General features: G+C 66.9%; 18 protein-coding genes. 8 read left to right on the top strand and 10 right to left on the bottom strand.

Annotated features, from left to right (window positions below):
* Nucleotides 1–99: 99 nt before the first annotated feature.
* Both ACODRW_RS18785 and ACODRW_RS18780 read right to left on the bottom strand, forming a co-directional pair.
* Nucleotides 100–924 carry a nucleotidyltransferase domain-containing protein gene (locus tag ACODRW_RS18785; protein ID WP_235089592.1) on the bottom strand — a complete coding sequence of 275 codons (825 nt, stop codon included), beginning with the start codon at nucleotides 922–924 and terminating at the stop codon, nucleotides 100–102.
* Nucleotides 925–1,068: 144 nt separating this feature from the next.
* The gene (locus ACODRW_RS18780; RefSeq protein ID WP_488906426.1) at nucleotides 1,069–2,295 is read right to left on the bottom strand and encodes an RtcB family protein; all 1,227 of its coding nucleotides are present in this window, start codon (nucleotides 2,293–2,295) and stop codon (nucleotides 1,069–1,071) included.
* Nucleotides 2,296–2,843: 548 nt separating this feature from the next.
* Here ACODRW_RS18780 and rtcR point away from each other — a divergent pair.
* The 4 genes from rtcR to ACODRW_RS18760 all read left to right on the top strand — a co-directional run bounded on the left by rtcR (nucleotide 2,844) and on the right by ACODRW_RS18760 (nucleotide 6,348).
* Nucleotides 2,844–4,448: an RNA repair transcriptional activator RtcR gene (gene rtcR, locus ACODRW_RS18775; protein ID WP_107799923.1), complete on the top strand. Its 1,605-nt coding sequence runs from the start codon at nucleotides 2,844–2,846 to the stop codon at nucleotides 4,446–4,448.
* Nucleotides 4,449–4,526: 78 nt separating this feature from the next.
* Nucleotides 4,527–4,859 (top strand): metal-sulfur cluster assembly factor, encoded by a 333-nt coding sequence (locus ACODRW_RS18770; protein WP_107799924.1) that lies wholly within the window; start codon nucleotides 4,527–4,529, stop codon nucleotides 4,857–4,859.
* Complete coding sequence (locus ACODRW_RS18765; protein ID WP_488906425.1) at nucleotides 4,856–5,947, top strand: DUF8744 domain-containing protein; 1,092 nt, start codon at nucleotides 4,856–4,858, stop codon at nucleotides 5,945–5,947. Before ACODRW_RS18770 ends, ACODRW_RS18765 begins: the two co-directional genes overlap by 4 nt.
* Nucleotides 5,944–6,348, top strand: a complete 405-nt coding sequence (locus ACODRW_RS18760) for a hemerythrin domain-containing protein (protein ID WP_227107383.1) — start codon at nucleotides 5,944–5,946, stop codon at nucleotides 6,346–6,348. Before ACODRW_RS18765 ends, ACODRW_RS18760 begins: the two co-directional genes overlap by 4 nt.
* 142 nt (nucleotides 6,349–6,490) lie before the next feature.
* Here ACODRW_RS18760 and ACODRW_RS18755 read toward each other — a convergent pair whose 3' ends face one another.
* Nucleotides 6,491–7,363: a LysR substrate-binding domain-containing protein gene (locus tag ACODRW_RS18755; RefSeq protein ID WP_235089603.1), complete on the bottom strand. Its 873-nt coding sequence runs from the start codon at nucleotides 7,361–7,363 to the stop codon at nucleotides 6,491–6,493.
* A 100-nt stretch (nucleotides 7,364–7,463) separates the two neighbouring features.
* Between ACODRW_RS18755 and ACODRW_RS18750 the strand changes: the two genes are divergently transcribed.
* Nucleotides 7,464–8,069, top strand: a complete 606-nt coding sequence (locus ACODRW_RS18750; protein WP_488877869.1) for a LysE family transporter — start codon at nucleotides 7,464–7,466, stop codon at nucleotides 8,067–8,069.
* An 80-nt stretch (nucleotides 8,070–8,149) separates the two neighbouring features.
* Nucleotides 8,150–8,902, top strand: a complete 753-nt coding sequence (locus ACODRW_RS18745; RefSeq protein ID WP_488906424.1) for a substrate-binding periplasmic protein — start codon at nucleotides 8,150–8,152, stop codon at nucleotides 8,900–8,902.
* A gap of 248 nt (nucleotides 8,903–9,150) precedes the next feature.
* Here ACODRW_RS18745 and ACODRW_RS18740 read toward each other — a convergent pair whose 3' ends face one another.
* Nucleotides 9,151–9,573 carry a MarR family winged helix-turn-helix transcriptional regulator gene (locus ACODRW_RS18740; RefSeq protein WP_107799930.1) on the bottom strand — a complete coding sequence of 141 codons (423 nt, stop codon included), beginning with the start codon at nucleotides 9,571–9,573 and terminating at the stop codon, nucleotides 9,151–9,153.
* Between the two features lie 82 nt (nucleotides 9,574–9,655).
* Here ACODRW_RS18740 and ACODRW_RS18735 point away from each other — a divergent pair, with 82 nt between their 5' ends.
* Complete coding sequence (locus ACODRW_RS18735; protein ID WP_488906423.1) at nucleotides 9,656–10,231, top strand: YIP1 family protein; 576 nt, start codon at nucleotides 9,656–9,658, stop codon at nucleotides 10,229–10,231.
* A 1-nt stretch (nucleotide 10,232) separates the two neighbouring features.
* Here ACODRW_RS18735 and pgaD read toward each other — a convergent pair whose 3' ends face one another.
* The 4 genes from pgaD to pgaA form a co-directional block, all read right to left on the bottom strand.
* The gene (gene pgaD / locus ACODRW_RS18730; protein ID WP_488906422.1) at nucleotides 10,233–10,706 is read right to left on the bottom strand and encodes a poly-beta-1,6-N-acetyl-D-glucosamine biosynthesis protein PgaD; all 474 of its coding nucleotides are present in this window, start codon (nucleotides 10,704–10,706) and stop codon (nucleotides 10,233–10,235) included.
* Nucleotides 10,703–11,950 (bottom strand): poly-beta-1,6-N-acetyl-D-glucosamine synthase, encoded by a 1,248-nt coding sequence (pgaC, locus tag ACODRW_RS18725; RefSeq protein ID WP_227107376.1) that lies wholly within the window; start codon nucleotides 11,948–11,950, stop codon nucleotides 10,703–10,705. Before pgaC ends, pgaD begins: the two co-directional genes overlap by 4 nt.
* A 67-nt stretch (nucleotides 11,951–12,017) precedes the next feature.
* The gene (pgaB, locus tag ACODRW_RS18720) at nucleotides 12,018–13,976 is read right to left on the bottom strand and encodes a poly-beta-1,6-N-acetyl-D-glucosamine N-deacetylase PgaB (RefSeq protein WP_227107375.1); all 1,959 of its coding nucleotides are present in this window, start codon (nucleotides 13,974–13,976) and stop codon (nucleotides 12,018–12,020) included.
* On the bottom strand, nucleotides 13,976–16,399 hold the full coding sequence (gene pgaA / locus ACODRW_RS18715; RefSeq protein ID WP_488906421.1) for a poly-beta-1,6 N-acetyl-D-glucosamine export porin PgaA: 2,424 nt from the start codon (nucleotides 16,397–16,399) through the stop codon (nucleotides 13,976–13,978). Before pgaA ends, pgaB begins: the two co-directional genes overlap by 1 nt.
* Nucleotides 16,400–16,696: 297 nt before the next feature.
* Here pgaA and ACODRW_RS18710 point away from each other — a divergent pair, with 297 nt between their 5' ends.
* Nucleotides 16,697–17,176, top strand: a complete 480-nt coding sequence (locus tag ACODRW_RS18710; RefSeq protein WP_227107373.1) for a VOC family protein — start codon at nucleotides 16,697–16,699, stop codon at nucleotides 17,174–17,176.
* Between the two features lie 10 nt (nucleotides 17,177–17,186).
* Here ACODRW_RS18710 and ACODRW_RS18705 read toward each other — a convergent pair whose 3' ends face one another.
* Nucleotides 17,187–17,750 carry a MarR family winged helix-turn-helix transcriptional regulator gene (locus tag ACODRW_RS18705; protein ID WP_107799936.1) on the bottom strand — a complete coding sequence of 188 codons (564 nt, stop codon included), beginning with the start codon at nucleotides 17,748–17,750 and terminating at the stop codon, nucleotides 17,187–17,189.
* A gap of 136 nt (nucleotides 17,751–17,886) precedes the next feature.
* Nucleotides 17,887–18,735 (bottom strand): 5'-nucleotidase, lipoprotein e(P4) family, encoded by an 849-nt coding sequence (locus ACODRW_RS18700; RefSeq protein ID WP_488906420.1) that lies wholly within the window; start codon nucleotides 18,733–18,735, stop codon nucleotides 17,887–17,889.
* Nucleotides 18,736–18,803: the final 68 nt, after the last annotated feature.

Here is an 18,803-nt window from a genome sequence, read left to right as displayed (position 1 = left end):
TACCCCCGGGTTGATGTCAGGACGGCGGCGTCCGGCGCAAGTCCGGACCGCCCGCCGCCCCCATCTTATTATCCCGATGGAATACGCAATGCTGTCCTTTCAGCTGGACACCAATTTCAGCTCATGGTCTAGCGGCCTGGCCAGCCGCCACAAGGCTTGGTCCAGCCGCGCGTTGTCGCCGCTGGGCCGCGCCAGGGCCGGCGCCGGTTCCGCCGCCGCCAGCTGCCGCTCGATGAAAGCGTGGATCCGCGGGCGGCGCGGTCCGCGCATGGTCTCGCCGCAGGCGATCTTCACCGCCAGCAGGCGGTTGATCTCGGCGGCCAGTTCGGCGTCGTCTACGGTGCCGGCGGCCAGTTGGGCGAAACGCGTCGGCGGCATGCCGCGGCCGGCGTCCAGCCAACGCACCGCCAACAGGGCTCTCAGCACGTACAGGTATTTTTTCAGGCACACGCTGTCGCCCTGCAGGTGGGCGTCGAAGTTTTTGCGCGCCATCGCCAGGTAGTGCCAACGGCATTTGAGGTCCGAGCGGAAGTCCGGCGCCAGGCCGCGCAGCAACCGCAGCGCCTGCGGGTCCGCCCGGTACACCAGCGGCGATTGCAGCCATTCGCACAGCGTGGGGTTGGAGCCTTGCAGCAGGCGCAGCGCCTTGCGCAGTTCCCAGCCGCTGATGTCCAGCTCATCGTTGATCGGCAGTTCGATCACGTCGCGCTGCGGCATCACGCGCAAATACCATTCCGGCTCGTGCACGTAGATGAAGCGCACGTCGTAATCGCTGTCCGGCGACGGAAAACCCCAGGCGCGGCTGCCGGATTCACAGGCGTAAAGCACTCGCACCCGGTGCCGTCCTTCCAGCGCGTCCAGTTCGCGCCGCACCCGCTCGCGCATCGCGTCTTCCAGCGGGTGTTGAAATAAAAATTCTCGCATTATCTTTGTCTCCAGCCCTGCCTAGGGGCTTGCTTTAGCTGCTGTTCAATGTCCGCCGCGCGCAGGCCGGACGGCTAGCAAAGAAGCTTAAAAACCGCTCCCGCGCTGGCCCGCCCCGCCGCGCGCCCGATCATGAACCGCCGCTCATCCTTTCACGCACACCACCTGGCGCAAGGTGTGCACCACCTCCACCAGGCTGGACTGCGCCGCCATCACCGCGTCGATGTCCTTGTAAGCCATCGGGATTTCATCGATCACCTCGGCGTCCTTGCGGCATTCCACATGGGCGGTGGCGCGGCGCTGGTCTTCCAGGTCGAAGCGGCGCTTGGCTTCGGTGCGGCTCATCGCGCGCCCGGCGCCGTGGCTGCAGGAACAGAAGGCTTCCTCATTGCCCAGGCCGCGCACAATGAAGCTCTTGGCACCCATGGAGCCGGGAATGATGCCCAGCTGGCCCTTGTGGGCGGCCACCGCGCCCTTGCGCGTCACCAGCACCTCGCGGCCAAAGTGGGTCTCGCGCTGCACATAGTTGTGGTGGCAGTTCACCGCTTCCACTTCGGCGTCGAAGGGCTTGCTTATCACGCCGCGGGCGGCGTCCACCGCCTGGCGCATCATCAACAGGCGGTTTTGGCGCGCGTAGTCCTGGGCCCAGCCCACCGCTTCCACGTAGTCGTCGAAATGACGGCTGCCTTCTTCGAAATAGGCCAGCTCGCGGTGCGGCAGATTGGCGATATGCCCGCGCATGTCCGCCTGGGCCAGTTCGATGAACAGATTGCCGATGGCGTTGCCCACGCCGCGAGAACCGGAGTGCAACATGAACCAGACCCGGTCCGCCTCGTCCAGGCACACTTCGACAAAGTGATTGCCGGTGCCCAGCGTGCCCAGGTGAAGGTGGTTATTGGTTTTCGCCAGCTTGGGATATTTGGCCGCGATGGCGTCGAAACCCGGCAGCAGCCGCGCCCAGGCGGCGTCCACGCCGGCCGGCGGCCGCTGCCAAGCGCCTTTGTCGCGGCCGGAGCGGGAGGCACTGCGGCCGTGCGGCACCGCGGCTTCAATGGCGCTCCTCAAGCCGCCCAGCTGGTCCGGCAGGTCCGCGGCGCTCAAGGTGGTGCGCGCCGCCATCATGCCGCAGCCGATGTCCACGCCCACCGCCGCCGGAATGACGGCCCCCACCGTGGGAATCACGCTGCCGATGGTGGAGCCCTTGCCCAGATGCACGTCCGGCATCACCGCCAGGTGCCGGAAGATGAAGGGCAGTTGCGCGGTTTGCAACAGTTGCTGACGCGCGGCGTCTTCCACAGGCACGCCTTGCGTCCACATCTTGATGGGCGCGCCGTTGGGCGCCAGCAGGGTTTGATAGGGATTCACGGTCATATTCTTGTCTTTCTTTGTGCATATCTGTTTTTAGAGCCGCTAACAAAACCGCGCTGCCTACCTGAGCCAAGGCGCGCCGACGCAGAAAACGAAGTGTCTGCGAAGCGACAGCACCAGTCGTGCGACAAGGAGGCGCAACGCAGGATCAGGGGTTCTGTTAGCGGGTCTTAGAACCTGTTCACGATCTCGCGAACAAGAGCGAGGCAAGGCGAAAACAAGCGAAAAAGCGGAATGTACTCGTGGTACATGAGCATTTTTGAGCTTGTGCTCACCGTGCAACGCTTCACGAAGCGCAGCAGATCGTGAACAGGTTCTTAGCGCGCCGCCGGCGCGCTTCGCCCCAAGGCGCGGGCAGGCTTGCGCCGCCGCGCCCGTTCCGCGTATTGCCAGAATCGTGCCAGCTTCATGACAACTTGAAATTAAACATTCAAGCCATTGATTTAACAATAACAATTCTTCACCCCAGGTCCGCGCCGTCGGTTTCGGCAAAACCGTCATCAAGTCTTTTTTGATAAAATAGTCTATTCAATTATCCAAATAGATAATATATGCACGATAGAGTGGCGATTGGTTTCCTGGGCACGGTGCTGGACCGGCGCGGCCACGGCGCCGAGCGCTGGAAGAAATGGCGGCCCTCGGTGGGCATTTGCGCGCAGCCCGACATGCCGCTGCGGCGGCTGGAGTTGCTGCACGACAACCATCATGCGCGGCTGGCGCAACTGACGGCGCAGGATATCGCCGCGGTGTCGCCGGGCACCGAGGTGCGGCTGCATCCGGTCAATCTGCAAGACCCGTGGGATTTCGAGGAGATGTACGCGGCCTTGCACGACTTCGCCGCGCACTACGCCTTCGACACCGAGCGCGAGGATTACCTGGTTCATATCACCACCGGCACCCACGTGGCGCAGATTTGCTGGTTTCTGCTCACCGAATCCCGCCACCTGCCAGCGCGGCTGCTGCAAAGTTCGCCGGCGCGCCAGGGCCAGCGCCTGGCCGGCGAGGTCAGCCTCATCGACCTGGATCTGTCGCGCTACGACCAGATCGCGCAACGTTTCCGTCAGGAGAGCGACGACACCGTGTCCTTTCTCAAGTCCGGCATCGCCACCCGCAACACGCGCTTCAACCGCATGATCGAGCAGATCGAGCGGGTGGCGGTGCGCTCCGACGCGCCCATCCTGCTCAGCGGCCCCACCGGCGCCGGCAAAAGCCAGCTGGCGCGCCGGCTCTACCAGCTGAAAAAGACGCGTCACCGGCTGGACGGCCGCTTTGTCGAGGTCAATTGCGCCACCCTGCGCGGCGACAGCGCGATGTCCGCGCTGTTCGGCCATGTGAAGGGCGCGTTCACCGGCGCGCACGGCGAGCGCGCCGGCCTGTTGCGCAGCGCGGACGGCGGCATGTTGTTTCTGGACGAGATAGGCGAGCTGGGCCTGGACGAGCAGGCGATGCTGCTCAAGGCCATAGAGGAGAAGCGCTTCTTCCCTTTTGGCGGCGATTGCGAGGTGCACAGCAATTTCCAGCTGATCTGCGGCACGGTGCGGGACTTGCGCCAATGGGTGCGCGCCGGCCGCTTCCGCGAGGACCTGTACGCGCGCATCAATCTGTGGAGCTTCGATCTGCCCGGCCTGGCCGAGCGCCGCGAGGACATCGAACCCAATCTGGAGTTCGAGCTGGCGCGCCACGCCGAGCAGCACGGCCTGCGCGCCCGCTTCAACGCCGAGGCGCGCCGCGCCTACCTCGCCTTCGCTGCCTCGCCGCAGGCGCGCTGGCAGGGCAATTTCCGCGAGCTGTCCGCCTCGGTGACGCGCATGGCCACGCTGGCCGACGCCGGCCGCATCGACGAGGACGGCGTCAGCGAGGAGATCGCGCGGCTGCGTCACGGTTGGCAAGACGAGACGCAGGACGAGGCAAGGGACGAGGCGCTGGCGGCGCTGGACCCGGAGCGGCTGGCGCAGCTGGACCTGTTCGACCGCATGCAGCTGGAAGGCGTGCTGCGCGTCTGTCGCGACGCCGCCACGCTGTCCGAAGCCGGCCGTCGGCTGTTCGCCGCCTCGCGCCAGCTCAAGGCCCAGCCCAACGACGCGGACCGGCTGCGCAAGTATCTGGCGCGCTTCGGCCTGGATTGGGAGCGAGTGCGCCGCCGCGATTTAGGCTGAACGGGCTATTGCCCGCTCCCCGCCGCCGGCGTAGCATCCATAAGGTGTAATAAACATATACCTTTAAAGGCGACCACCATGCCGGACCCGCTCTCAGCCGAACAGCAACAGGAAGTGGACTTGGCGCGCAGCTTGCTGCGCCAGGTCATAGACCCGGAAATCGGCGTCAACATCATCGACCTCGGCCTGGTCTATCGCATCGACCCGCAAGCGGAACAGCTGTTGATCGAGATGACCATGACCTCGCCCGCTTGTCCGATGGGCGAAATGATTCTGGACGAGGTGGAGTTCGCGCTCACCCACGGCCTGCCTCCGCAGCGCCGCATCCACGTCAATCTGGTGTGGGAGCCGGCCTGGTCGCCGGAAAGAATGAGCGAGGACAGCCGCCGCCATTTCGGCTGGCAGGCATGAAGGCCCGGCTGCCCTGGCTGGGTCTGGCCGCGCTGGCCCTGCTCTGCGGCGCGCTGGCCGGTCTGGCGCGCCTGGGCTGGGCCGTGCCGGCCGCCACCGCGGCGCTGGCCGGCTGGCACGGCGCGCTGATGATAGGCGCCTTCTTCGGCGGCGTGATCAGCCTGGAGCGGGCGGTGGCCTTGAACCGCGGCTGGGCCTTGCTGGCGCCGGCGGCCGCGGGCTTGTCCGGTCTGTGCCTGATCGCCGGCCTGCCGCCGCCGGCGGCGCAGTGGCTGCAAACGCTGGCCGCCGCCGTCTTGCTGGCCGGCAGCGTCCAGGTGCTGCGGCGTCAGGCCGCCGCCTTCACCCTGACCCTGGCCGCCGCCGCGCTGTGCTGGCTGATCGGCGCGCTGGCCTGGCAGCTGGGCGGCGATCTGCAGACGGCCGTGCCCTGGTGGCTGGCCTTCCTGATCCTGACCATTGCCGGCGAACGGCTGGAACTGACCCGCTTGCTGCCGCTGTCTTCCGCGGCCCGGCGCGGCTTCGCGCTGGCGGCGCTGACGCTGGGCGGCGGCGCGGTCCTGTCCCTGTGGCGGCCGGACGCCGGTCTGCGGCTGTACGCGGCGGCCTTGCTGGCGCTGGCCGTCTGGCTGCTGCGCCACGACATCGCCCGGCGCAACGCGCGCCAGCGCGGGCTGACCCGCTATATCGCCGTCGCCCTGCTCTGCGGCTACGGCTGGCTGGCCGTCGCCGGCGCATTGGGCCTGGCCGGCGCGTTGCTGCCCGGCCATCCCTGGCGCGACGCGGCCTTGCACGCGGTGGGCCTGGGCTTTGTGTTTTCCATGGTGTTCGGCCACGCGCCCATCATCATTCCGGCGCTGACGCGGCTGAAACTGCCTTACCGCCCGCTGTTCTACGCGCCCTTGGCGGCCCTGCACCTGTCCTTGCTGCTGCGGCTGTACGGCATGCTGGACGGCGCTTTCGCCTGGCGGCGCGCGGCCGGCCTGCTCAATGCGCTGACCCTGCTGTTTTTCATCATCCTGCTGCTGAGCAGCCTGCGGCGCGGCCGCGCGCCGGCGAAGCCAGGCCAGAAAGAAGCCACCTCATGAAGCGACACCCCGCGCTGCTGGAATTGTCCCGCGAACACCACCACGCCTTGAAAATGGCGCGCCAGGCCCGGCTGGCCGTCGAATCCGGCGACCCGGAGCGGCAAACCCAGCTGGCCGCCGCGCTGCGCGCCTGGAGCGCGGAGGCGCTGGAGCCGCATTTCGCGGAAGAAGAAGCGACGCTGCTGCCGCGGCTGGCGCAGACGGAACACGCGGCGCTGGCCGCCCGGGCCTTGGACGAACACCGCCGGCTGCGCGCGCTGATCGCGGAATTGGCCGCGCCGCAAGCGACGACGCTGGCGCGCTTCGCCGAGCTGCTGCAAGACCATGTGCGCTTCGAGGAGCGCGAGCTGTTCGAACGCTTTCAGGCGGGTCTCCCGGCCGGCGATCCGCTCAGCTCTTAGAACCGGTTTACGATCTGCTGCGCGTCGTGGATGCGTGACACGGTGAGCCCCCTTTCGAAATGCTCATGTGCCACGCGTACATTCCGCTTTCTCCGCCGCAACGCCTTGTCTCGCCTGAGCTCACGAGATCGTAAATACGTTCTTAAGTCAGATTCCGCGCCATCTGCCGGCGCAACCAATCCAGCACCGCCCGCCGGCGCGGGTCGCCGTCGAAGGGCCGCGACGACAGCAGCACATAGTTGGAGCCGTCCTCGCGAAAACCGGCCGGCGCCGTCAATTGGCCCAACGCCAGCGCGTCCGCCGCCATATAGAGCGAGGCGATGGCCAGCCCCAAACCGGCCTCGGCCGCCTGCAGGCTGAGGTAAAAATGCTCGAAGCGTCCGGCCTCCCCCGCCGCCGCCTCTCCCTGCGCCGCCAGCCAGCGGCTCCACGCTTCCGGCCGGCTGTCCGCGTGCAGCAGGGGCAAGGCGCGCCAGTCTCCGCCCGCGGCCTGCAACCGCGCCGGCGCGCACACCGGCCCCATCCGTTCCCGCGCCACTTCGGCCACGTGGTCGCCCAGGTTCCAGCCGCTGTCGTCGCGGCGCAGCGCCAGGTCGATTCTCTGTGAGGAAAAATCGACTTTCCCGCCGGCGGCGGACAGCAGCAGTTCGATGTCGGGATGTTCGGCCTGGAAGGCCGGCAAACGCGGAATCAGCCAGCGCATCGCGATGGTGGGTTCGCAGGACAGCCGCAAGGGCGCGTCCGCCTGCCTTTGCGCGCGGGCCGCACCCTGCTCCAGCACGCGCAGCGCCTCGGCGCAGCTTTGGCGGAAGCTCTCGCCGGCCGCGGTCAGAAACACCGCCCGGTTGCGCCGCTCGAACAGGGCCACGCCCAGCCCTTCCTCCAATTGCTTGACTTGGCGGCTGACCGCGCCGTGGGTCACGCACAGCTCGGCGGCGGCTTTGACGAAGCTGCCGTGGCGGGCGGCGGCTTCAAAGGCGCGAACGGCGGTCAAGGCCGGAATGCGATAGCTCATCAGTGATTTTTCCTCACGCAATGCAAGGACAATAAATCGATTTTCACCGCGCGCCAAGCCCGCGACAATCGCCGCGTCTCCCTTTGAAAGCCTTGTCGCGATGAACGAACTCCTGACCGTAGCCCTGCTGACCCTGCTCGCCGTGATCAGCCCCGGCGCCGACTTCGCCGTCATCACCCGCAACAGCCTGCAATACGGACGCGGCCACGGGCTGCTGGGCGCTTTCGGCATCGCTTTGGGCGTGCAATTCCACGTGCTGTGCGCGCTGCTGGGCGTCAGTCTGCTGCTCAGCCGCACGCCCTGGCTGCTGGCCGGCTTCAAGCTGCTGGGCGCCGCCTATCTGCTCTACATCGGCTACCGCACCTTCGTCCAGCCGCCGCTGGCCGCCGGCCCCGCCGCCCGCGGCGGCCGGCAGAGCGCCTGGGCCGCGCTGCGCGCCGGCCTGCTGTGCAATGCGCTCAACCCCAAGACTTCGCTGTTCGTGCTCAGCCTGTTCAGCCAGGCGGTCAACGCGGACACGCCACTGTCGCTGCGCGCGGGCTACGGCCTGTTCATCTCCGCCGCCCATCTGGCCTGGTTCGCGCTGGTGGCCTTGCTGTTCACCCAGCCGCGGCTGCACGCCGGCATGTTGCGCCGTCAGCGCGGCTTGAACCGCGTCATAGGCTGCGCCTTGATCGGCCTGGGCGCCGCGCTGGCGCTGCGCTGAAACCGCCCATTTGTCATCAAACCGGCCCTTTTGTCTGGCAAACTGCCATGCTGTGAACCATCACGCATAACGGACAAGAAATGGTCATACCGGGGACTCTCATCCGCCCGCTGCTGGCGGCGCTCGGCGCATGCTGGGCGCTGACAGCGGCGGCGGCCGACATCAAGGCCTATACCGAGGACCTGCCGCCGCTCAGCTATGTGGAAAACGGCAAGGTCAAGGGCTATGCCGCCGAGGTTTTGCGCCTGGTCGCGGCGGAAGCCGGGCTTAGCCTGGCAATCGAGGTGCAGCCCTGGCTGCGCGCTTACGCCACGGTGCGAAAAACGCCGGACGCGCTGTTGTTCGCCATGGTGCGCACGCCGGAGCGGGAAGCCCAATTCCAGTGGGTGGGGCCGATAGGCCCGCGCCGCGTCTTCCTGTACCGGCTGTCCGCCCGCCGCGACATCCGTCTGAGCGGCGCGGCGGACGCGCGGCGCTATCGCGTGGGGGCACTGGCCGGCTCCGCCGCCTTCAACCGGCTGGCGGCGCTGGACCCGCGGCGCGAGGGACTGGACGCCGGCCAGGACGACGCGGCCAATCTGAACAAACTGCTGCTGGATCGCGTCGATCTGGTGGCGATGCTGGACTGGGCGATGCGCTGGCATCTGGACAAGCTGAAGTTGCCGCCGCGCACGGCGGCGCCGGCCTATTTGCTGGACGGCGGCGGCCAGTACTGGTTCGCTCTCAACCCGGCCACGCCGCCCCAGCACGCCCGGCGTTTGCAGCAGGCCTTGAACCGCCTCGCCACCGACGGCCGGCTGCGGCTGCTGCGCCGGCGCTATCTGGGCGATTGAGAGCCGCGAACAAAACCTCGCAGAGACGCGCCGACGCAGAAAACGAAGTTTCTGCGAAGCTACAGTACCCGTACAACGCAGGATCAGGGGCTTTTGTTAGCGGGTCTAAGAACCTGTTTACGATCTTGCGAGCTAAGGCGAGACAAGGCGAAAACAAGCGAAAAAGCGGAGTGTACATACGGTACATGAGCATTTTGAGTTTGTTTTTAACGCGGTATCGCCGACGCGCAGCAGATCGTAAACAGGTTCTAAGCCGGGTCGAAGCCCGGCGGCGCAAGCTTGTCGCGCAGCAGGCGGATTTCGTCGCGGTGCAGCGCGGCCAGCGCCTGCGCCTGATTGCGTCCGGCCTCGGTCAGATGGATTTCCACCTGCCGCCGGTCCTCGCGGCCGGGCCGGCGCTGCACCAGGCCCAGCTCCTCGCAGCGGCTGACCAGCGCCACCACGCCGTGGTGGTGGGATTGCAGCCGCTCGGCCAGTTCGCCCACGGTGGCCCAGTCGCGGCCCGGATAGCCTTGCACGTGCAAGAGCAGTTGGTATTGCAGCGGCGTCAGGCCGTGGCCGCGGCAGGCGTCTTCGCTGAACCGCAGGAACACGCGCAGTTGATGGCGGAATTCGGACAGGCGTTCAAAATCCGCCTTGCTCAGGATGGGGGAGTCTGGAAAGGGATTCATGCTTGAATTTATATCACATCATGATACATATTGAGAGTATGTTCCGCCCGCCATGCCAGTCCCGTCCTCAAGGAGCTTCGCCATGAAACTGAGCCATTATCCGAAGATGCTGTTTTCCAGCCACGGCGGCTGGGACGAGTTGCGCGGGCGCGCGCCGTCGCCGCGCCGCCTGATGTGGAAGCTGGTGCTGCCGTTCTCGCTGCTGCCCGCCCTGATGATTTGCTACGCCGGTCTGGCTCACGGCCGGCTCTACGCGCCCGACGCCGGCATGGAGCGCTGGCTGGCCGCCGCCGCGCTGTTCTTCGTCGCCGAACTGGCCACCGTGCCGCTGATGGCCTGGACGCTGCAAACGCTGGCCGCCAGCCACAAGCTGGCCGCGAGCTTCAAGGATTGCTTCTTGCTGGCGGCCGGCGCGGCGGTGCCGCTGTGGCTGTCCAGCCTGGCCTTGCTGGCGCCGGATTTCGCCTTCAATCTGCTGGGCGCGCTGCTGGGCCTGGCCGCGGCCTTCGCCCTGCTCTACCACGGCGCGCCGGCCATGCTGGGGCTGGAGGAAGAGGTGGAGTCGCAGCACTTCGCGTACAGCGCGCTGTGCGCCGGCGCGGCCGCCTGGGCGCTGTTGCTGGCCTTGGTGCTGCTGCCCTTGTTCGGCGGCTGGTGACTCAGCCGGGCGGCGGCAGCCGCGTCACGGTTTCGATGCGGGCGATGCCGCCCTCGCCGCAATGATGGACCACCGCCACCTTGGCGGCCTGGCCCTCGCGCAGCTCGTCCGGAGACACGCCCAGGTCTTCCGCCAGTTTTTCCAGGGTGACGTTGGGGATCGGGCTGCGTTTCTGCTTGCCGGCGAAGCGCCAGTAGTTGATGCGCGACCACAGCAGCAGGCATAGCCCGATCAGCGCGATTTCGAAGCCGTAATCGCGCAGCCTGCCCAGGTGCTCCGGCGCGTCCTGCGCGCGCAGCGCCGTCGGCAACACGTCCCGGCCCCAGATCAGGTAGCCGACATAGGCCAGGGCCGGCAGCCACAGATAGATCCACGCCAACCAGCACGCCAGGGTCATCAGCCAGGACAGCAGCCGCTGCAAGGCGCTCATATTGTGCGCGGCCTGGATGATCAGGCCATCTCCCAGCCGGCTCATGCCCTCACCCCCCGGTCCGGGCTGACCCAGCGCGCGCGCTTGCCCTTTTTGCGGAACACCGCCTGCGGGAAGGCCACGATGGTGGTGCAGACGTTGAGCAGCCAGTAAACCAGCGGATACCACACCATCCAGTAGTAGTTCTTGCCCAGCTTGGCGTCGTACTGGCTGTCCATCATCTTGCTGATCATGAATTGCAGCATGCAGGTGCCGCCCAGCACCATGCCGTGCCAGCGCGGAATCAACGGCGTGCCCATCTGGGGCAGCCAGTCGCCCAACACCAGGCTCAGCAGCCAATAGACGATGATGCCGGCCATGGTGTAGGACCACACCACGCTGAGGAAGTACTCGGAATACACCGGCCACATGTGGCGGTGGCGCCAGGTGCGCAGCACCCAGGCGTTGCGCATCAGCGCCTGGGTGCCGCCCTTGGCCCAGCGCAGCCGCTGTTTCCACAGCCCGCGCAGGGTTTCCGGCATCAGAATCCACACCAGCGCGCGCGGTTCGAAGCGCACGTTCCAGTGCTTGAGCTGAAGTTTCCAGCTGATGTCGATGTCTTCGGTCAGCATGTCCTCGCTCCAGTAGCCCGCCTGGTAAACCGCGGTCTTGCGGAAGGCGGTGATCACGCCGGAGACGGTGAACAATCGGCCGTAAGTGCGCTGCGCGCGCTTGATCAGGCCGATGATGGCGGTGAATTCGCCCACCTGCAGCCGTCCCAGCAGGGTGGTGCGGTTGCGGATGCGCGGGTTGCCGGTGACAGCGCCCACGCGCGGCGAAGTCAGGAAATGGCGCATCAGCCATTTGCCCGCGTACGGGTCCAGCAGCGCGTCGCCGTCTATGCACAGCAGGTATTCGTGGCGCGCCAGCGCCAGCGCGGTGTTGAGCCCCACCGCCTTGCCCTGGTTGGTGGCCTGGTGCACCACCCGCAGCCGCGGGTGGGCGGCGGCCAGTTCGTCCAGGATGGCGCCGGTGGCGTCCCGGCTGCCGTCGTTGACCGCGATCACTTCGAAGTCCGGATAGTCCAGCGCCAGCGCGTAGGCCAAAGTCTCGCGCACATTGTCTTCCTCGTTGTAGCAGGGCACCACCACGCTCAGCGGCGGATAGTCCAGCGCCGGCGGCTGATTAAGCGGCGGATCTTTTCTTTCGTAGTGGAGGTAGTAATGCACCGCCCCCACCATCCACAGATAAGCCATGAACAACGGATAAAAAAAGGCATATGCCAGCAGCAGTATCAATGCCAGGTTCACAACACTTCTCCTCGCCCCTTGATGCGACGGGTCATCAATCGTCCATGCGGTCTCCCGCCGCCGGCCTTCATTCTTCCGGCCTCGCCGTCAGCGAAAACACTCGCTTGAACGTCTTCAGCCTGGGCTGGTCCTGGAACAGGTCGTCCGGGTAGTAGGCGATGTGCCGCGCGCCCAGGGTGTTGAGTTCGCGCACCGTGGCCGCCAGCTCCGCGGTGGGAATCGGCTTGCGGCTACGCCAATCGACGGCCTGCAGTTCGAACACGGTTTTTTCCAGCGCGCCGGGTTTGGCCGCCACCTTGTCGAACAGCCGCCGCAGCCAGGCCTTGGGCTGGGCCGCGTTTTCCATATAGGGCATCGCCATCACCGCCACCCGATCGTAGCGGCTCAGCGCGCTGTCGAAGGACTGGGCGAACCAGGTTTCCGACTCCGGATTGAGCACCACCTCGGCGTAGAGATTGCGCGCGGTGCGCAAATCCGGCTGGTATTGGCGCACCACGGCCGCCAGCTCCATGCTGAAATCGTCCAGCAAGGCGGTTTTGTCGCGCGTCCAGCGCGCCATCTGCTCCGGGTCTGCGCGCACGTCGGCCACGCTGGCGGCCAGGCCCCGCCCTTGCCGCGCCTGCCGCGCCGCCGGGCCGGCGTCTTCGAAGTCGGACAGGGTGGCATCGTCGTGGAACAGCAGGCCGCTGAAACGCGAGCTGCGCGCCAGGTCTTCGTAAATCTCGCGGATCAGTTGGCGCACCGGCGGCGAATACGGGGTCAGCCGCGCATAGCCCTGCACCTTGGCCTGAGCGCCGCCGCCCTGCTCCGCCAGCACCCGCTCGCCGGCCAGCGGATGGCCGGCCGGCAGCGCGAAGCCCAATAAGGGCATCCAGGCGTAGACCCTGACATTGGCCCGGGTCTGCAATTGCCAGGCGGCGCGGTTGAACAGGTCCGCGCGCATCGGCAGATGGCGGTTGGGGAAATACAGCGCCTGCGCCACGCCGTCGCCGTCGGGATCGGCGAAGGCCTGCAGGTAAACGGTGCTCGCGCCCATGGCCTTGACCCGGTCCAGCAGCCGGCCCAGGTTTTCGTCCTGGCGTTTGGGATCGGGATCGTAGATGTAGTCCAGGTCCACGTGCATGATGCGGCTGGGTTCCGGCCGGACGCCGTCCGGCCAGCCGTTGAGCTGCTTGAATTGATAAGCCAGATCACCCAGATCCATATTGGCGTCCAGCAACACCCGGCGCAGCGAGGACAGCGGGGTGTCGCGGACGTTGATGCCCGCGCCCAGCCCCATGGTCACCGGCATGCCCTCCTGCGCCGCCACCCCCGCCGCTTGCGGCGAGTAGCTGCCGTAGGGCCATACCATCGCCCTGGGCGCCACGCCCAGCCGCGCCTTGAGCAGCGCGCTGTTGCGGCGCAAATCGTCGCGGATGCGCGCCAGATAGGCCGATTCGCTTTCATAGCCGCCGGCGCGGAAGGCGCGGGCGGTCAGCGCCGGTTCCAGATTGCCCTGGGGATTGGCCAATACGCCCAGATGCGAGGCGTAGCTGTGGCTGGCCACTTCCACCAGGCCGCTGGCCCGCATTTCGCGGATCTGCGCCCAGCTCAGGAATTTGCTCCGCCCCGCCACGCCGTCGCCGTAGCTGACCTGGCTGCCCTCGGGCGCTTCCAGCCAGCTGCCCACCAGCGCGATCACGGCCGGCGCCCGGAACAGCTTCAGCACCGGATAGACATTGGTGTACACGCTGCGGTAGCCGTCGTCGAAAGTCAGCAGCACCGCCTTGTCCGGCAAGGGCTTGCCGCCGGCGCGGTCGTCCAGCACCTGTTGCAGGCTGACGAAGCTGTAGCCCTGGCCGCGCATCCACTCCATTTGCTTCACCAGCGCGCGGGCGTCCACCGCGAACGGGTCCGAGGCGCCGCTGTCGGTCTTGTCCACCTCGTGGTAGCACAGAATCACCAAGCGCCCGGCCGCCGCTTGCGCCCAGCCGGTCCACAACAGGCAGGCCGTCGTCAGGGCCGCCAGCCATTGTTTCATTTTCATCAGAAGCGCCAATCCAGATTGAGATAAACCTTGTTGCCGGTTTCCGCCTTGCCGTCATAGGGGTGGCGCACCCGGGTGAAGCCGTAACGCAGGCTGCCGCGGCTGCCCCAGCGCCACTCCTGTTCCAACAGCAGCCCCCACACGCCGCCGGCGCCGAAGTCGCGCTGGGTGTAAGTGCCCAGCGTCAGCCCCAGGCGCTGATGCCAGGTGGTTTCGTATTCGCCCCACAACTTCCATTCCTGCATCGCCGTCACCGAGGCCTCGCCGTCGGCGCGCGGATTGAAATAGCGGGCGGACGTCACCGCGTCGTTGGCACTGGCCGCCAGCGTCAAAATGGTGTTGAGTTTGTAGCGCGGTCCGCTGACCCAGCGCTGGTCCCAGTTGGCGGACACCGCGCGGCGCAGATTGCCGTCGGACAAGGACAGGGCCTCGGCTTGCAAGGCGTAGCTGCGGTAGTCGTCGGCGCGGTACTGCAGGCTCAGCTGGGTCCGGTTGCCGCGCACATCGTCCAGGCGGCCTTTCAACGGCGCTTCGGCGCTGTTCAATTCAAAGCGCGCGCCCAGCGTCCAATAGTCGTCCGGCGTCCAGTCATAGCCGGCGAAAGCGCCGCCGCGCCGTCCGCCGTCGATCTGGCCGGTCAGGCCGAATTCGCCTCGCCCCTGCTCGCCCCGCCATTCCGCGCCCATGCCCAGCGCCTCGTAACGAGCCGACGCCGTCTCGTTCACATAACTGGCGCGTTGCAACTGATGCAGGCCGAACAAGCGCCAGTGGCCGAACGGCGACGAATACAAGCGCGCCGAGCTCTCCCAGGCGTTCTGCTCGCCCGCGCCCTGGCCGCCGCTCAAATCCTTCTTCCCTTCCAGCACCAGCTCCGGCCGCCGTTCCAGCCGGGCGCGCTCCCGCAACTGGCGCACGCCGGCGTTGTCCACGTCCAGTTCGTTCAGCCGTTGCAACTGACGGTCCGCCTCGTCCAACTCCTGCAGGTCCAGCGCCGCGCCGGCCAAGCCGGTCGCCGCCGCTTCCGGCTGGTCCGGTTCGTCCACGCCCAGCCGGGTGAACACGCCGCGCGCCCGCCGCGGCCAGCCGCGCATCAGGGCCAGGCTGCCCTGGTTCTGCCGCAGCTCCGGATTGAACGAGGCGTCGTCCAGCAGGGCTTCCATCCGCTCCCAGCCGCCGCGGGTGTCCTCCTGATAGGCGGTGACCATCGCGTCCAGCAAGGCCACGCGCTGAAACGCCGGATTGAACACGCGTCGGCCGCTGGCGCGCTCGGTCTTCTGCCGGGGCGTGGCGGCTTGCAAGGCGGCCAGTTCCCGGCGGCAGGCCGCGTGCTGGCCGGACTCAAGCAGGGCGTAGACCAGGCCGATGCGCCAATCCAAGGCCTCGTCCGCCTGCGGCGCGTCGCGCAGCGCCGAGCGGTACAGTTCCTCGGCGCGCAGCGGCTGGCGCTGGTTGAGATAGGCGTCGGCCAAGGCCGCGCGGGCGTACGGCGACCACGCCTGGCCGGCGCTCTGCCGGTCCAGGGCGACGGCCTGCGCCGACAGGCCGCGCTGCTGCAGCATTTGCACGCGGTCGTCCGCCGCCAGCGCGGCGAACGGCGGCCGCGCGGCTTCCGGCCGCGCCGCGATGTCCTGGTTGAGCTTCAGCGCCGCGTCGGTTTGCGTGTGCCGGCCCGGCCCGCTGTCCTGGCTTTCCTGAATGCGTCCCCAACGGCTCAAGGTCGCCGCGCGGTCGAAATCGATCTGCAAAGCCAGCCGGGGATCCGAGACGGACGCCTGGTCCGCCTGCCATGGCGCGCCCAGGCGCAACAGGCAGCCCAGATAGCTGCGTTCCAGTTCCGGGTCTCCGGGAAAGCGCGTCCGCGCGCGGATCAGATAATCCAGCGCCTGGGTCAGGTCCCCGCTTTGCAGCAAGACGTAAGCGCGCGCGCGGCTCAGCTCCAGTTCGTCGGCCGGCGCGCCGGGCGGCGCGGCGTCCAGCGTGGCCAGCGCGGCGGCGGCCTGTCCGGCTTCGGCCTGGGCCATGGCCAGGCCGGCGCGATAGCCGGCCGCGGGCTGACGCGCCAGCAACACGCGGTACAGCCGCGTCGCTTCCGCCGCGTCGCGCTGATCGCGCGCCGCTCGCGCCAAGCGCGCCAGAGTGTCCGCCGACATCTCGGCCTCATGTCCGGGCAGCAGCCGCAGGGCCTCCGCGCCGCGTCCGCTCCAGCACAGCAGGGTCAGATAATCGTCCAGCAAGGGCGCGGGCAACGGTCCGCGCGCGCGCTCCCGCTCCAATAGCGCCAGCGCCGGCGCGGTCTGCCCCGCCCGGGCCTGGACGATGGCCGCCGCGTACTCCGGCTGTTTCCAGACCGGCGTTTCCGCTCCCGCCGCGCCGCCGGCCAACAACAAACCAGCCGCCAGGCTGGTGAATAGATTTCGCGTCATGCTTGGCCCGTCAAGGTCTATCTCAACATCAAGTTACAAGTCATTAAACAGATATTAGATTTCATCCAATTAGATAGCAAATTTTTTTTCTATTTAAATTTGTTATTTAAAATAATCCGCATGAAAAACTACCCGCATTGCATGAAGGCAATATAGCCGTTGGCGCGCGGCTTGCTGGCTTGGCTGAGGTTTCCGTCTGTCCCGCTTAAAATACGCTTGACGTATAGTACGTATAACGTACTATATAGCGACAGGCGGCCGCCTCTATCGTCACCCTCCACTTAAGGAAGCACACTAATGGCTATCGAAGTATTGGAATTGCACCATCATGGCTTGCGCATGCCTCTGAGCCTGGTTGAGGCCATGGGCGCGTTTTACCGCGACGTGCTGGGCCTGGACGCCGACGCCGGCCGCTGGCACATCCCCGGGGTGCCCGGGTTTTTCCTGGACCTGGGCAACGACTGCCAGATCCATCTGCTGGGCAACGACGGCGTGTCGCCGTACGCTCAGGGCGCGGATCAGGATCCGGTGGACAATCATGTGGCGCTGGCGGTGCGGGACATCGCCCAGGCGGAGGCGGAATTGCTGCGGCAAGGCATCGCCCACTGGCGGCAGGCCAACGTCGCCGCGCCGGAATTGACGCAGTTGTTCCTGCGCGATCCGGCCGGCCACCTGATAGAGCTGCACCAGATCGGCCATTGCCGCTGCAAGGCCAGCGACCGCGCCCGCGCGGACGCCTTGGCGGCGGCCGGCGCTCAGCCCAGCGCGCCGCGCTGAGAAAGCGGCCTCAGTCCGCTTTCAGCCGGCACCACACTTTGGCGAGCAAAGGCCAAAGCGCCGCGCATTCGCTCTCGTCCAGCGCCTCGGTCAGGCGCTGGCAGGCGCGCCAGAAGCCCGGCAGCGCCTGTCTCAGCAGTTCCCGGCCAGCCTCGGTCAGGCTCAGCCCCAGGCTGCGGCGGTCTTCGTCGCGCAGTTGCCGTTGCAGCAGGCCGCGCCGTTCCAGCCAGTCCAGCTGGCCGGTGACGGTGGAGCGGGTCACGCCCAGATAATCGGCGATCGCCGACGGGGTCAGCGGCCCGTTCCGCCACCAGCCCTGCTCTTGCAGCGAAAACAGCATCAATACGTTCAGCTTGCTCTCGGTCACGTCCAAGGCCTGCAAATCCGCGTTCACCGCGCCCAGCACGTCGTCGCTCAGCCACAGCAGCAGCAGGCCGAGCCCGGCGCGGGTCCGGCTCACCTCCTCGCCGGCACTGTGCGCCAGCAATTGCAAATGAGGGGCGATGGCCGGCTCCAGTTCGCGCGCGGCGGAAGAATCGGACGGGGAAAGAGGGGCGGTGGCGTCGGCGGACATGGCTTCAAGACATTGAGGAGGAATCAAACCCGCGGCGGGCCTTGCCGGCCGCGGAAGCGAGGGCAGCGCGCGGCGCTCCCGCGGCTATCATAGTGGCCGGCCCGGCGCGACGCAAACGCCCGCCGGGCCCGGCCGCTCAGGGCGCCGGCTTCCAGGCGGACTTGCTGGCCGCCTTCTTGAAGATCTCGCGGTTGCGGTCCGAGGCCGGCGGCTCGGAGTCGCCGAAAATCGCCCGCATCCAGTGGCCGTCGGTGGGATTGGGCATCAAGATGAATTTGCGGCCGAACAGCTCGCGGTCCTCCTCCATCAAACGCGCGCGCTCGTCCACATCCTTCACATAGTATTTGCGTTGGAAATCGTTGAGGTTGTCGCCCAACATCACTACCACATTGTATTGGGCGGCGATTTCCTTCTGCCGCGGCTCCTTGTTGGAGCTGTCGCGCAGAATGGTCACGTGCTTTTCGTCGACGAAGGGAAAACCGGCGGCCCGCAGATTGCCCAGCGCGTATTCATAGGTCTTGTCGCCCTGATCGCGGCTGCTGACGTAGAACACTTCCACGCCCTGGGATTGGGCGTAGTTGAAGAAGTCCAGCGCGCCGGGCGTGGCGGTCAGCTTGTTTTCCGGAATCCATTTGTCCCAGATCGCATCGTCGAAGAAATCCCGGTCCTGCTGGATCAGATAGCCCCAGTAATTGACGGCGTTGAGCACGGTGTCGTCGATGTCGGTGATCACGGCCAGCGGTTTGTCGCCGGGCTTGCGCGCCGCCAGCGCCTGATCCAGCCGCATCCGCGCCAGATTGAAAGCCTGATGGTAGAGCGCGCGGTATTCCGCCGCGGTCTGCTTCCAGGCCGCGGCGGCGATCAGCAGATTATTGCCGCCGTTGCCGGACGGGCCGTTGCGATTGTCGGCCTCGGCGGCCTGCGCGCCGTGTCCTACGCTGAGCGCGCACAAGGCGGCGATGGCCGCGCGGCTGAGCTTGTTCATGGAGATCTCCTTTGTCGTTTGGTCTTGTCCAGGTTCCGGTCATGCCGGAACCTGGACAATCTACCCTG

Source organism: Chromobacterium sp. FG89 (assembly GCF_057808735.1).
The sequence above is the reverse complement of the archived record's forward strand: the minus strand, read 5'-3'. Positions and strand labels throughout refer to the sequence as shown.

What these genes read in the sequence shown, in the direction of transcription:
- ACODRW_RS18785 (WP_235089592.1), bottom strand. Translation starts at nt 924, where the DNA reads ATGCGAGAATTTTTATTTCAACACCCGCTGGAAGACGCGATGCGCGAG.
- ACODRW_RS18780 (WP_488906426.1), bottom strand. Translation starts at nt 2,295, where the DNA reads ATGACCGTGAATCCCTATCAAACCCTGCTGGCGCCCAACGGCGCGCCC.
- rtcR (WP_107799923.1), top strand. Translation starts at nt 2,844, where the DNA reads ATGCACGATAGAGTGGCGATTGGTTTCCTGGGCACGGTGCTGGACCGG.
- ACODRW_RS18770 (WP_107799924.1), top strand. Translation starts at nt 4,527, where the DNA reads ATGCCGGACCCGCTCTCAGCCGAACAGCAACAGGAAGTGGACTTGGCG.
- ACODRW_RS18765 (WP_488906425.1), top strand. Translation starts at nt 4,856, where the DNA reads ATGAAGGCCCGGCTGCCCTGGCTGGGTCTGGCCGCGCTGGCCCTGCTC.
- ACODRW_RS18760 (WP_227107383.1), top strand. Translation starts at nt 5,944, where the DNA reads ATGAAGCGACACCCCGCGCTGCTGGAATTGTCCCGCGAACACCACCAC.
- ACODRW_RS18755 (WP_235089603.1), bottom strand. Translation starts at nt 7,363, where the DNA reads ATGAGCTATCGCATTCCGGCCTTGACCGCCGTTCGCGCCTTTGAAGCC.
- ACODRW_RS18750 (WP_488877869.1), top strand. Translation starts at nt 7,464, where the DNA reads ATGAACGAACTCCTGACCGTAGCCCTGCTGACCCTGCTCGCCGTGATC.
- ACODRW_RS18745 (WP_488906424.1), top strand. Translation starts at nt 8,150, where the DNA reads ATGGTCATACCGGGGACTCTCATCCGCCCGCTGCTGGCGGCGCTCGGC.
- ACODRW_RS18740 (WP_107799930.1), bottom strand. Translation starts at nt 9,573, where the DNA reads ATGAATCCCTTTCCAGACTCCCCCATCCTGAGCAAGGCGGATTTTGAA.
- ACODRW_RS18735 (WP_488906423.1), top strand. Translation starts at nt 9,656, where the DNA reads ATGAAACTGAGCCATTATCCGAAGATGCTGTTTTCCAGCCACGGCGGC.
- pgaD (WP_488906422.1), bottom strand. Translation starts at nt 10,706, where the DNA reads ATGAGCCGGCTGGGAGATGGCCTGATCATCCAGGCCGCGCACAATATG.
- pgaB (WP_227107375.1), bottom strand. Translation starts at nt 13,976, where the DNA reads ATGAAAATGAAACAATGGCTGGCGGCCCTGACGACGGCCTGCCTGTTG.
- pgaA (WP_488906421.1), bottom strand. Translation starts at nt 16,399, where the DNA reads ATGACGCGAAATCTATTCACCAGCCTGGCGGCTGGTTTGTTGTTGGCC.
- ACODRW_RS18710 (WP_227107373.1), top strand. Translation starts at nt 16,697, where the DNA reads ATGGCTATCGAAGTATTGGAATTGCACCATCATGGCTTGCGCATGCCT.
- ACODRW_RS18705 (WP_107799936.1), bottom strand. Translation starts at nt 17,750, where the DNA reads ATGTCCGCCGACGCCACCGCCCCTCTTTCCCCGTCCGATTCTTCCGCC.
- ACODRW_RS18700 (WP_488906420.1), bottom strand. Translation starts at nt 18,735, where the DNA reads ATGAACAAGCTCAGCCGCGCGGCCATCGCCGCCTTGTGCGCGCTCAGC.